Source organism: Vibrio pomeroyi, from assembly GCA_041879425.1.
GTDB lineage: Bacteria > Pseudomonadota > Gammaproteobacteria > Enterobacterales > Vibrionaceae > Vibrio > Vibrio pomeroyi_A.
On sequence record CP090854.1, the window covers coordinates 1,689,560 to 1,702,710 of the forward strand.

Annotated in this window: 11 protein-coding genes; 8 read left to right on the top strand and 3 right to left on the bottom strand. The window is 42.6% G+C overall.

Annotated elements, in window-relative coordinates; all coding sequences use genetic code 11:
* Positions 1–254: 254 nt before the first annotated feature.
* A complete protein-coding gene (locus L0992_07635; protein XGB68543.1) occupies positions 255–1,175 on the top strand; it encodes a LysR family transcriptional regulator in 921 nt (306 codons plus the stop codon).
* 181 nt (positions 1,176–1,356) lie between these two features.
* On the top strand, positions 1,357–3,387 hold the full coding sequence (locus L0992_07640; protein XGB68544.1) for a TonB-dependent receptor: 2,031 nt from the start codon (positions 1,357–1,359) through the stop codon (positions 3,385–3,387).
* A 117-nt stretch (positions 3,388–3,504) separates the two neighbouring features.
* Here L0992_07640 and L0992_07645 read toward each other — a convergent pair whose 3' ends face one another.
* Together L0992_07645 and L0992_07650 are read right to left on the bottom strand one after the other, a co-directional pair.
* Positions 3,505–4,248: a class I SAM-dependent methyltransferase gene (locus L0992_07645; protein ID XGB68545.1), complete on the bottom strand. Its 744-nt coding sequence runs from the start codon at positions 4,246–4,248 to the stop codon at positions 3,505–3,507.
* Between the two features lie 125 nt (positions 4,249–4,373).
* A complete protein-coding gene (locus L0992_07650) occupies positions 4,374–5,699 on the bottom strand; it encodes a sensor domain-containing diguanylate cyclase (protein XGB68546.1) in 1,326 nt (441 codons plus the stop codon).
* 234 nt (positions 5,700–5,933) lie between these two features.
* Here L0992_07650 and L0992_07655 point away from each other — a divergent pair, with 234 nt between their 5' ends.
* Positions 5,934–6,392, top strand: coding sequence for a GNAT family N-acetyltransferase (locus tag L0992_07655; protein XGB68547.1), 459 nt, complete (start codon positions 5,934–5,936; stop codon positions 6,390–6,392).
* Between the two features lie 86 nt (positions 6,393–6,478).
* On the opposite strand, the gene L0992_07660 is transcribed toward L0992_07655, so the two are convergent.
* Entirely contained in the window at positions 6,479–8,197 is a 1,719-nt protein-coding gene (locus L0992_07660) for a S8 family peptidase (GenBank protein XGB68548.1), read from the bottom strand.
* A gap of 513 nt (positions 8,198–8,710) precedes the next feature.
* Between L0992_07660 and L0992_07665 the strand changes: the two genes are divergently transcribed.
* The 5 genes from L0992_07665 to sbcD all read left to right on the top strand — a co-directional run bounded on the left by L0992_07665 (position 8,711) and on the right by sbcD (position 13,151).
* Positions 8,711–9,307: a LysE/ArgO family amino acid transporter gene (locus tag L0992_07665; GenBank protein XGB68549.1), complete on the top strand. Its 597-nt coding sequence runs from the start codon at positions 8,711–8,713 to the stop codon at positions 9,305–9,307.
* A gap of 132 nt (positions 9,308–9,439) precedes the next feature.
* A complete protein-coding gene (locus L0992_07670) occupies positions 9,440–10,096 on the top strand; it encodes a glutathione S-transferase family protein (protein ID XGB68550.1) in 657 nt (218 codons plus the stop codon).
* 485 nt (positions 10,097–10,581) lie between these two features.
* Positions 10,582–11,154 (top strand): porin family protein, encoded by a 573-nt coding sequence (locus L0992_07675; protein ID XGB68551.1) that lies wholly within the window; start codon positions 10,582–10,584, stop codon positions 11,152–11,154.
* Positions 11,155–11,286: 132 nt separating this feature from the next.
* Positions 11,287–11,700, top strand: a complete 414-nt coding sequence (locus L0992_07680) for a VOC family protein (protein ID XGB68552.1) — start codon at positions 11,287–11,289, stop codon at positions 11,698–11,700.
* A gap of 197 nt (positions 11,701–11,897) precedes the next feature.
* Positions 11,898–13,151, top strand: coding sequence for an exonuclease subunit SbcD (sbcD, locus tag L0992_07685; GenBank protein ID XGB68553.1), 1,254 nt, complete (start codon positions 11,898–11,900; stop codon positions 13,149–13,151).

Here is a 13,151-nt window from a genome sequence, read left to right on the forward strand (position 1 = left end):
CTCTCTAGACTAAGTACCTTAAAGTAAATGATAAAAGGGAGGCCAACGTGCCTCTCTTTTTTTCATTGGCTAATTCAAATCCACTCATGACTTCGGTGTTATTGATGTCACCACTTTACTGACGGCACACATAGCGGCTAGAGCGACAAGAGACTTTGCTTTAGATCAAAATAAGAGTGATTATCAATTGTATTACATGTCTGAAAACTGCACTATGCGCACACTGAATTTTCAATTTTGTGAATATTTAAATAATGAATCTAGCGCAAGTCGACCTTAACCTCTTAGTCATCTTAAAACACCTTCTTGAAGAAAAGCACGTATCCAACACTGCATTGGCGCTTGATATGAGTCAGCCAACCGTGAGTCGTTCGCTGCAAAAGCTACGCACGGTGTTTAACGATGACTTGTTAGTTAGAGCGGCTTACGGTTATGAGCTAACACCAAAAGCTGAAGCCATTAAGCAAGATCTTAATTCTGTACTGACACGTTTAGAGAAGCTAGTTCACGGGGATGTTTTTGAACCACAAGCGAGTGACAGCACCGTTCGTTTTTTCGGCTTGGTTCCACAGGTTTCTCACTTGTTACCTAAGGTCGTTTCTGAGATTCGTAAGCAAGCACCGAACATGGTTGTCGATATCGATTCCATTCCGAAGCGTCATTTCGAGCCTTTACTGTCTGGCGATGCGCACTTTGTACTGTCGACACATGAGCCATTAAGCTCAGAGCAGAACTTGTACCGAATGTTCGTAATTAGCCGTGATTATCGCTTATTGATGAGCAAAGACCATCCGTTGGCCGACAAAGAGATCACAGTCGATGACTTGCTCAACAGTCAGTTGGGGCAGATTTCTCTGCAAGGCGACAAGAAGCTCTCGATTGAGAACCGATTTAAAGACCTAGGCTTGATTGATAAACAGCGCCAGCTATCGATCCCAATTCAGCTGTCTAATTTCAACATCGCTGCAGATATTGCAGAGACGACTGACATCATCTTCCATCTTCCTACACCGTTTGCTACACAAGCGGCAAAGCAACGTGACTTAATTTGCAAACGTGTACCGAAAGCGATCAGAAGCCCGTCAGAAGATGTGTACCTTTACTGGCATAAACGTTTCCACAATGACCCTATGTGCCGTTGGGTGCGAGAGCTATTCAAAGACTTATACGCTTAAGGTATTTGAATGGTGAATGTGATTTTTGATTACCTATAGTAATGAATATGGGTCTTTTGGCTTATTTGAAAGGTGAATAACGAGAATCGATTTTTGACATGAAACTTTCATTGATAAGAGTGGTAGCAGGCTGTTTAATGCAAACCATTATCATTACCAATCACATATAAGAATGAATATCATGTCTGAGAGATCCCTTTTTACTCGTAAGCCTTTATCGATCGCAGTCGCTGTTATTTGTACTTCACTTTCGCCAAACCTATTAGCGCAAGAGGAAGTGAAGGATACAGATGAGCAAATGGTAGTTACGGCTACTCGTACAGAGATGGCGTTAAAACAAGCACCAGCTTCAATGTCGGTTATCACCGCTCAAGACATCGAAGACAGCCCAGGCATTACCTTGGCAGATATCGTTGCTGAATCAACGAGTGTCGAGTCTGACTTCGATAGCACACGTGCTGGCCGTCAAATGATCTCTATTCGTGGTATGGATTCTGATTACACGCTTATCATGGTAAACGGCCGTCGTCTAAGTTCGGCGAGCGCTATCATCCGTGGTAATGACTTCGATCTTTCTACTATCCCTGCTGATTCGATCGAACGTGTTGAAATCATCCGTGGCCCAATGTCTGCACTTTACGGTTCAGATGGTATGGGCGGCACAATTAACATCATCACGAAGGCTCCAGAAAACGATTGGAGCTCTACACTAAGCATGGACAACTCTTCACCTATGGATGGTAACGGCGGCCAAGAATACTCGGTTGGCTTAACGACATCAGGTGCTCTAATTGAAGATGAGTTGTACGCACGTGTTTCTGTAAACCAAACTAGTCGTAATGCATGGCAGCCATACTCAGGTACACACAGTTCTGGTTATGATCGTGAAGACATTACTGCACTAGAAGGCCGCGACACTCTTAGCCTATTAGCAAGCCTGTCATGGCATGCGACGGATAATCAAACGATCGATTTTGATTTTGGTTACAGCGACGACGAACGTGAATCAGCGGCAGAAAGTGCAAAATCGGTTATTGAGTCAGACACTCGTGTAGTGCGTCACAGCCAAGCAATTACACACAGTGGTTTCTGGAGCTGGGGTGATACTCAAGTTCGTTATTCACGCGAGAACGTAACAGATAATGATGCAGCTGATCTAGGCAACAACTTCAGCAGCGATATCGAAGAGCTAACTCAAATTGTTGAAGCATCTGCTACTACTTACCTTGGTGACAGCCACACGCTGACATTTGGTATGGACTACCAGTTAAGTGAATTAACTAACAAAGAAAACCTATCAAGCGGAACGTCTGAAGCATATCAAGGTGCATTGTTTGTACAAGACCAATGGGTCATGACAGACAGCCTAACCGCAACGATCGGTGGTCGTTTGGATAAGCACGAATTGTACGGCGAAGAGTTCAGCCCACGAGTGTATTTGGTTCACCAAACAACGAATGACCTAATCATCAAAGGTGGTGTAGGCAAGGCATTCAAGGCGCCAACCTTGACTCAAAACCAATCTGACTACACAGTATCAAGCTGTAAGGGCGGTTGTGCGTTGGTGGGTAATGAAGACCTAAATCCAGAGACAAGCATTAACTACGAACTTGCGACGGTATACACACAACCACGTTGGAATGTAGAAGCTGCATTATTCCGTAATGAGATTAATGACCTAATCGAAAGAACGCAGGGTTACTGCCCGCAAGGTGGTGATTGGAACGAAAGTGCTCTTCAATGTGAAAACCCTGACGGTACACCAACGGGAGATTTAGGCGCGAAGACGTACCAAAACGTGTCTGAAGCTATCATTCAAGGTGTTGAGCTTGGCGGTATGTACCAAATCTCTGACGAGTGGGCCGTTTCTGGTAACTACACTTACCTAGATACAGAAGACAAGTCGACAGGTGAAGAGCTACTTGAGCGTTACAAGCATTCAGGCTTTGTGAAGCTTAACTGGAACCCAACTTACGATCTAAGTACCTTTGTGAGTGCGCGTTACCGTGGTGAGCGTCAGATTGACGGCGACCTAACGCAAGACGCTTATACAACATTGAACATCGGTACGGTTTACAATGTGAATGATTCAGTGCGACTACGCGCAGGTATTTCAAATCTAACAGATGAGTCAGTATCGGAAGAGTTAGAGTACATTGGTTATGTTGAAGAGGCACGTACTTACTACGTAGGTATGACTGCAGACTTCTAATCAACCTGCGTTGATTCGATAGATACATTTAAAAAAAGAACCCACATGACTTAAAGTCGTGTGGGTTCTTTTGATTTGGGCGCTCGTAACTTGAGCGAGCTTAGGTGTCGAAAAGTGTTAGCTTTTTACACAAGTAATAAGAGCATTGCCCGATTGGGTATCCCACGGCAACAACTTATCGTAATCGTGTTCAAAGACATGAACTTCAAAGTAGGCTTTGAGTATTTCAATCAACTCTTGGAACGAGAAGGCCACCATTGGGTGTTCATCAACCCATATTTGAGTTTCACCAGCGGTTGTCTTCTCTATACGGAGTTTCAACGCCTGTTTGTCACCTTCACCTGAATAATACCAACCCGAACGGAAAGTAAAATCATCCTGCTCTTTGTTAGTTGTGTGTCGAACAAAAAGATCATTACAGATCTTGTCTTTGTCTACCACATTGAAGCAGAACACACCGCCTTGTTTTAGCGCTTTATGAACGCTGGCAATGCACTCTTTTAGCTTCTCGATGCCATCGTTGTAGTGGATGGAATACAAGAAACAAGTAATAAGGTCGAACGGCTCAGAGACTTCAAAATTACTCATGTTCTGCACTGAAAAGTTCGCTTCCGGGCAGCGTATTTGAGCGATGTCTAACATGGGTTGGTTTAGGTCAAGTCCATTGCTTTGATAGCCGTAATCAATAAAGTGACGAACGTGAGGACCTGTACCACAACCAAGGTCTAGGTGAGTTTTTCCTTCATTTCCAAAAATCTGATGTAGCCTACGAACGCAGTTACTTTGCGCTTGGTAGTCAATATCAACACACATTAAATCATAGTAACCAGATAGGTCGGTATAGAGCGCGTTGGCGGACATGTTTGCCTGCAGTATTTGCTGAAAAAATTGGGGTGGCGCATAGTAAACTAGAACCTAAAAATAACAAGAAAATCTTGGCTCAGTTTACTAGTTTAAATGACCTTTATTGATACTTAGCAATTATTTCACTGTCCACACGCTACACATGCACCTTCATGGTTTACCGAGACTCTATTTTTTCCGTTTAATTTAGCACGATAGAGCGCATCATCTGTAACTCGAATCAATGTATTGAGGGAGTTGCTGGTACGAACGATGCAGGTGTCGGTAATGCCAATACTGACGCTTGATTGAAATTTAGTGCGATTGAACCCCAAGAACTGACGTGTGCGAAACTCTTCGCAGATACGTTCGCCTACAACTCTTGCTTGTGAATCGGCAGTGGCTAGCGCAGTTGCTTGATTCGTTCGGGCTTTAGGAAAGAAGACGATAAACTCTTCGCCGCCCCAGCGTCCAACAACACCGTTTAACGCTTTAACGTGCTTCTTGATGATTTGTGCAAGGGTGCGAATCACTTCATCACCCACACTGTGGCCAAATTGATCGTTAATCTTTTTGAAGTCATCAATGTCCAGCAACAAACAAGACATCTCAGTTTGATCACTTAACGGCTTTTTCAGCCAATCGTAAATAGCGCTGCGATTGAGCACTTGTGTTAGGTCGTCATGAAGGGCGCGATGTAAAAGTTCCTGTTCCAATATTACCTTATCTGAAACGTCTTCTATCACCACTTGAATTGCTTTTTCGCCTTGCCAATTAATGATGTTGTCGTAGATGTTGAAGTGCTTTTTACTGCCATCAAAGCATTGGTTTTCAACAACTGAACTGAAATTTGGCGGACTACCTTTGAGTATGCTCTGGCAACGTTTCATGGCATTCAGTCGGTTTTCTGGTGGAATGATTGAAATGATCGAATCCATGGCCAACACCTGTTCAACCGATTTTGCGCCCTGTAGATCAACCCAAGCTTGATTAACCATCAGTGGTTTGAAGTTTCTATGGACAAGTATGCCTTGTTTAGAGCTGTTGAGCAGAGATTGGTACATCTGGTCTTTTTCTTTATTATGACGCTCAGCTGCGATCACGGAGGTGATATCAATGATCATTACGCGAAGTGCAGGGCGCTTGTTGACCTGAATACCTTGGGCAATGCTAAACAAAGACAAGTTACGCCCGTTAATGACGATGTCGGTATAGAGCTTTCCTTTTAGAAGTTGTCCTTTTATTGCCGTCAGGTAACGTTCGCGCATGGCTCCATGGAAATGCTCGGGCACCATTGAATAGACAAAGTCGACGTTCTTAAGAAGTGATTCTTTACTGGCGTAACCAAATATCTTGGCAATGTTATTATCAACATCAATAACACGATGATCTTGAAGAGTCATGTAGCCCTGAGCGGAATCAAAGTTCTGGCAAGGTATGGCTGTGGTTAAGTCTAATTGGATACTCATATCGACCTGGTAATCTATCCTCTCACCGGAAACAGGTGCTTGGTGTGAACTTATGAGCTTCGCAGCGATACACAATGTATCCTTTGTTGTATTGCAACAAGTCGAATGCAATAAGACACATTAATTGCCGCGAGACTATGGAAGCGAAGTATGATATTCATGATTTATCGAGAGTACCGTAATTTTACTGTACCTAAAACGGATTAAAAATTTATTAAGGATAATTAAAGAGTTATGGAAATAAAAATTGATGACTTGTCTGGTGGAGAGGTGATTGAGCTACTTGAAGAGCATTTAGCTGATATGTATGCGACATCACCTCCAGAAAGTGTTCATGCCCTTGATCTTGATGGACTAAAGTCACCAGAGATAACATTTTTCAGCGCATGGAAAGACAGCCAATTACTGGGCTGTGTCGCGATTAAAGAACTGTCCACTCAACATGCTGAACTCAAGTCGATGAGAACCTCTCAATTTGCTCGTAAATCTGGCGTTGCTAGCCAACTTTTACAACATGTTTTAGATACAGCAATCGCTCGCCAATATCGACAAATCAGTTTAGAAACTGGCTCTGAAGATTACTTCAAACCTGCGCGTAACTTGTATGAAAAATTTGGCTTTGGTTATTGCGAACCTTTTGCAGATTACGAGCTCGATCCTCACAGTCAATTTATGACTATCGAACTGCGCTAGTGCAAGCTCAGAAGCTAATGTCCAAAAACAAAAAGGTTGCTGATAGCAACCTTTTAACTCTGAATCAATAACAGATGATTAAAGCGTTAGCGAGTTTCTAGCTCCGCGAAAATGGCTTCGGCATCGACAACACTTCCTGAGATTGAAAGTGTGCTGAACGGAACCAGATCGTCAGGGCTAGAAGGCTTTTTAACCAGCAACTCCGGGTAGACTTTCGATTCGCCCATCAACATTGCTTTGAGCTCTTTGACGGATAGGTCAGGGTAGCGAGACCAAACTAATGCCGCGACGCCAGACACAACAGGTGCTGCCATGCTGGTACCACTTTTCGAACCATAGGTGTTACCGGGTGTGGTTGATAAAATGCGGTAGCCCGGTGCGAACACATCAACCGACTTTTGACCAAAGTTACTGAAGCTTGCGACTAAGGTTTCGTCTGCGTATTTTGCGGATGCACCCACATCTAACCATGTTGAGATAGGCTTCGAGCGGTAATGCTTAGCGTAGCGGTTTGGAAAGCTTGGTTTGATGTCGTTGTCGTTACGGCTGTTACCCGCAGAGTGAACAATCAGCACGCCTTTACGAGCCGCATAGCGGAAAGCATGGTCGACAATGTACTTACGTGGTGAGTAACTTTTACCAAAACTCATATTAATGATCTTCGCACCGTTATCGACTGCGTAACGCACGGCGTTGGCAATGTCTTTGTCTCGCTCATCGCCGTTTGGCACCATACGTACTGCCATGATCTGAGCATGATCCGCGACACCATCAATACCAATAAAATTATTACGTTCTGCTGCAATAATTCCCGCCACGTGAGTACCGTGTGAACCTACAGGACCTTTTACATCGTTGTTTCCGTATCCTTTTTCCCAAGGGTTAGAAATGTCGTCCCAAACAATATCACCACGTGTATCAAGCTCTAGGTTAAGGTGGAAATCTAAAGAGTCTTGGTATCGACTGCGACGCGATTCTAGATATTCAAATGAGTACCATGAATCAAACACACTCAAAAGCCCTTCAGCAGCGGTTACAACGCTAGCGTTCTCATTATCTAAGAGTGTTTTTAAACCGTTCGTAGAAAAGTCTTTTTGATCGACGTATTGAAGAATCTGTTCTTTGAACTCATTGGCTTGCTCAGTTGCAGTAGTAACGCGATTTAATGCATCTTGGTCATCTTTCAAAGAAGACAAGTAGTCTGCTTCTACCGCTTTAAAGTAAGCTCGTTTTTTACGTGGAATCCAATGACCTTTCTCTTTTAGCTTGAGGTACTTTTTGTATTCTCTGGTGACTTCTAATGTGTCTTGGTCAACGTTAATGCCGAGTGAGTTACCCAGAAAGTTCCAACCGTGAACATCATCGATGTAGCCATTGTCATCATCATCAATACCGTTGTCTGGGATCTCGTCTTCGTTGGTCCAAAGTTTGTTTTTAAGATCTTCGTGTTCCACATCAACGCCGGAATCAAGAACGGCCACGATGACAGGTTGTGGTTGAAGAGGGGGCATTAAGTAGTCGTATACCACATCAGAACCCACGCCTTGGAGTCTGGTGTAACTTGCCGAGAGGTTAAACCAATCGCCACGTTGTTCGTCAGCGTCACTCATCATCCTCATAGAGAAAAATACAGGTTGGATGGTTTCTCGTGAATAATCTTCAACTATCGTCCCTTTTACATCTTGGATGAAGGGCGAGTTGATAGGTTGAGGCTCTGGACTATTTTCATTAAGAGCCGAGGCAGATACGTGAGCCGAAGCCATAATGGCCAAAGCGAGAGTGGTAAGTCTGTGTCCGTGATTCATCTGTGTTGCATCCTTATCATTGTGAGACTGAATAGTTGTTTGCCTAAAACGGATACTTAGGAAAGTTGTTTAACAAGCACTTACTAAGTCAGTTATACGAGTGGGAAAAGCCCGCTCAAAAAGCAGTCAAAAGGTAATATGCAATCAGACTTGTATCATTCGTTTGGTCAATGAAATGGTAGGAAGATCTCACTGTGATCGATTTTAAAGTCTTAAAGTTTGAGCTGAATTCTATTAATAAAAACAACATTTATAAAGTGAAGGCACAGGAATAAAGGTGTTTAAAATCAATTGATTAGTTTGTTAATTGTTTGAGATGCGCGTGAAAACTAAAGTGAGAGTCAGTCTTAGAAAAAGCGGATGTGTACATCTAAGTATTGGCATGTAAGTTACGCCAATCGCCAAATACATGTGATAAGAAGCGCTGATAGGTACAGGGCACTTGTTAACAATATGATAATTTGGCTACTATTGTGGCCCATACACTCGTAACTACTTTTAAAGACCTTTCTCATGTCGACTTATTTTGCTGGTTTTTCTCTTGGTCTTTCGCTGATTCTTGCGATTGGTTCTCAAAACGCGTTTGTTTTAAAACAAGGTCTCAAGAACCAACATGTTCTGACCATTTGTGCGGTGTGTGCGATTTCTGATGCGCTGCTGATCAGTTTTGGGGTAACGGGCTTTGGTGCGATTGTTAAACAGTTTCCACAAATAGAGCAATTTGCTCGTTATGGCGGAGCCATCTTTTTAGGCGTCTACTCGTTCTTAAGCTTCCGCTCTGCATTCACTGAAAACCACGCTCTGGAAGCAAGTGCAGAAACGAAAGATTCATTAACCAAAGCGATAGCCATGTGTTTGGCGTTCACTTGGCTAAACCCGCACGTCTATTTGGATACGGTAGTCCTGCTTGGTTCTATTTCGACTCAATATCAACCTAATCAAATGTTATTTGGCGCAGGGGCGGTAACGGCTTCGTTTGTGTTCTTCTTTTCGCTAGGTTATGGCGCTCGATTCTTGGCACCAATGTTTAAGAACCCAAGAGCATGGAAGGTATTAGAATTTATCGTCGGTGTGATCATGGCATCTATTGCAATATCTTTGATCGTTTAATCGACCAGATTTAGGGATTCAAAGTTTCTGTATTTCACTATTTCCATAAAAATGGAATTATTTCTCGTCTTTTGGTTTTGGTGTTCGTCTTAGGGGTGTAAACAGAAATTAATGACCTAATTCGGAGTCACCATGATTAAATTGATTAGCTTTAAAAACTGCCCATTTGTTCAACGTGTTATGGGTTCTCTCGTAATGAAGAATGTACCGTTTGAAATTGAATATATTGAACTGAGCGACAAGCCACAGTGGTTCTTGGATATTTCGCCAAACGGTCAAGTACCTGTGTTAGTGACTGAAAACGACATGGTATTATTCGAGTCTGATGCGATAGTTGAATACCTCGATGATAAATATGCACCAATTGAAGAGGTGACTGCCGAGCAAAAGGCATTAGATCGTGCTTGGTCTTATCAGGCGAGCAAACATTACATGCCTCAATGCGGCACTATGGGTAGTAAAGATAAAGAGACCTTCGAAACACGTTTGGCGAACCTTCAAAAAGCCTTCCTAAAAGCAGAAAAGAAACTAGGCGAAACAGTATTCTTTAAAGGCGATTACATCTCTAACGTCGACATTGCCTGGCTACCGTTATTACACCGTGCATCGGTGATCAAAGAGCGTTCTGGTTTTGATATGTTGGAAGGCTTCCCAAAAGTACAGAAGTGGCAAGCGGCTTTAATTGAATCTGGATTAACCGATAAAACCGTTCCTGAGGATTTTATTGAGAAATTCAGTGGCTTCTATTTAACGAACAATTACTTGGCAAGCCTAGCAGAAGCTCGTTAATAATATTTATACAATTTGATATATATTTTAATAGCAGGCTGTACTAAATAAATTACCTCAACAAAATAAAACTCACTCTATTTGAATATAGTGTGAGTTTTTTAATCTTATGAGTAAGAAAACAATCAATACAACTAAATTTAGTTACTTCTCTCACATCATAATTAACCCATAGAATTAATGATTTAAGTCGGTTTTATAAGTCAAATAACGGCTTGTCTATTTTTTGTTCCTGTCATTTAATTGCAATGAAATTAGTCAGTCTCATAAGTGAGACTTTATTAAACATCGCTATTTGTTCATTTGATGAACACAAAATGTTGTGATAATTTCTCATTCACTCTGTAAATGAACAATGTTTTATTATTCATTCGGAGTTGTTTATTTAATTTATTTTAAACAGTAACGCAACCGGTGGAATAGTGTCGGATAACTATCAGCGGTTGGTTAGCGTTACTGTAGGACAAACTAAAAAGGGTATTTTCATGCTTAAATCAACATTTCTATTGGGCCTAGTTGGCTTGGTTTCTCTTCCTACTTTTGCTGCTGGTATTGAAGGCGGTCCATACATTGGTGCTGGCCTTGGTGTATATCAAGATTCAGATACTGACGGCGCAGGCAGTTTAGACGCTGAAAGCATGGGGTACAGCCTTTACGGTGGTTACCAATTTAACCGTATCGTTGGTATTGAGCTTGGTTATACAGATTACGCTGATTACGAGTCATATGGCACTAAGGTATTCTCACCAACATCGTTTTCTGTGGCAGCAAACCTAGGCTACACCTTCGACAACTCAATTCGTCCGTTTGTGTTGGCGGGCTTGAGCTATGTCGATCTAAACTCAAATAGCGCCAGTGCTTTTGATGATGACTCTGGTGCAGGCTTCCATTTCGGTGTTGGTGTTGAATACACGCCAGTAGAAAACCTGACACTTCGTCTGATTTCTCAAGCCGATGCAGTAAACATTGAATTCTTCGATAAGCAAACGGGTAATAGACTACAAAGTCGTGATGTTGCGTTCAGCACAGTAACACTGGGTGCTTCATACAACTTCTAATTGCTTAGCAATTGAATCTCAGAAATGGCCCATGTTGTCTAGTGATTACGTGGGCTTTTTTATGGCTCAATAGTTTCGTAAATATAGTCATAATGTGTAGAATCCTATTTTTGCCAAAGTCGAGAAATACAGATGTCTGAACTAATCCAACAACAAATTGGAAATATCGCGTTAGTCGTAGAGAACTATGATGATGCGATCGAGTTCTATACCAAGAAACTTCAATTCACTCTGATCGAAGACACCAATCTAGGTGGCGGAAAACGTTGGGTACAGGTATCTCCTCCGAATTCAAACGGAACGAACTTATTACTGGCTCAAGCGAGTAACGAAGAGCAAAAGCAATCCGTGGGTAACCAAACCGGTGGTCGTGTTTTTCTGTTTCTACAGACCAATGATTTTTGGCGTGACTATGAGCTGATGAAAACAAATGGCGTTGTATTCAATGAAGAGCCACGAGTAGAAGAGTACGGGACTGTAGTTGTGTTCCAAGATCTCTACGGCAACAAATGGGACTTACTTCAGCTAAATCGCCCAAACCATTAAGTTTCAACTTAGCTAGATTTACACATCAAACCGCTCTAACTTTGAGCGGTTTTTTTATATAACAAACAACGTTCAATGACGTGTTGAACACTGAGCCTACAAAGCCTGAAATTAGTTGGTTTTCACAAGCTTATAAAAGGGAAATATCTGAACTATTTTGGTAGATTATGAGTATTACCGACTTCCAGTGAGCAGCAATGAAGATTCTTCACACGTCCGATTGGCACCTTGGCCAAAACTTCTACAATAAAAGCCGTAAGAATGAACACGAACGGTTTTTACAATGGTTACTTGAGCAAGTTACTGAGCACAACATCGACGCGATTATTGTTGCTGGCGATATTTTCGATACCAGTACGCCGCCAAGTTACGCGCGTGAGATGTATAACAAATTTGTTGTCGACTCGAACAAGATCGGCTGCCAATTGGTGTTATTAGGCGGTAACCATGACTCGGTGTCTGTGTTGAAAGAGACACAGCAATTACTGAAGTACATGGGTGCAGACGTGATTCCGAACACCAATGAAGATCACGCGACTCAGGTTGTCGAGCTCAAAGGTAAAACGGGTGATGTAGAAGCCTTGGTGTGTGCTATTCCATTTATTCGTCCTCGTGATGTGCTGACCAGTCAAGCTGGTGTGTCTGGTGTTGAGCGCCAAAAACAGTTGGGTGATGCCATTAAGCAGCATTATCAAAGTGTTTACGATGCCGCGGTCGCAAAGCGTGCGACGTTTGAAAACAGCGAAAACATGCCAATTATTGCAACCGGCCACCTCACCGCAATGGGTGTTCAACAGTCAGATTCCGTGCGCGATATTTACGTTGGTAACCTTGATGGCTTTGCTGCTGATGGTTTCCCTGATGCTGATTACATTGCACTTGGTCATATTCACCGCCCGCAAGTGGTGGCAAAGCGTGAATACATCCGCTATTCCGGCTCTCCAATCCCACTCAGTTTTGATGAGCTTAAATCTCAGAAGCAGGTTTGTGTGGTCGAGTTTGTGGAAGGCGAGCGCACTATTTCTCAACTGGCAGTCCCGACATTCCAACCGCTTGCTGAAATCAAAGGCGACTTGAGTGAAATTGAATCTCAACTGAACCAATACATAGGTTTAGATAGCGAACTGAGCGTTTGGTTGTCGATTGAAGTTCAAGCGCAAGATTATCTTTCAGATCTCCAAGAACGTATGCGTGCCTTGACTGAAGGCTTGAACGTTGAAGTACTGCAACTTCGCCGCGCAAGAGAGCGTCGTAACCAAGCCTTAGAGCAAGAGTCAGCAGAAACGCTGTCTGAACTTAGCCCTATGGATGTGTTTACTAAACGTATTGCCTTAGAAGAGTTTGAAACGGACTCTGAAAAAGCACGTCTAGAACGAATGACGGTGAAGTTTAAGCAAGTCATGGTTGAAGTGTCTGAAAGCTCTCAAGTAACAAACAAAGTAGAAGAGTAA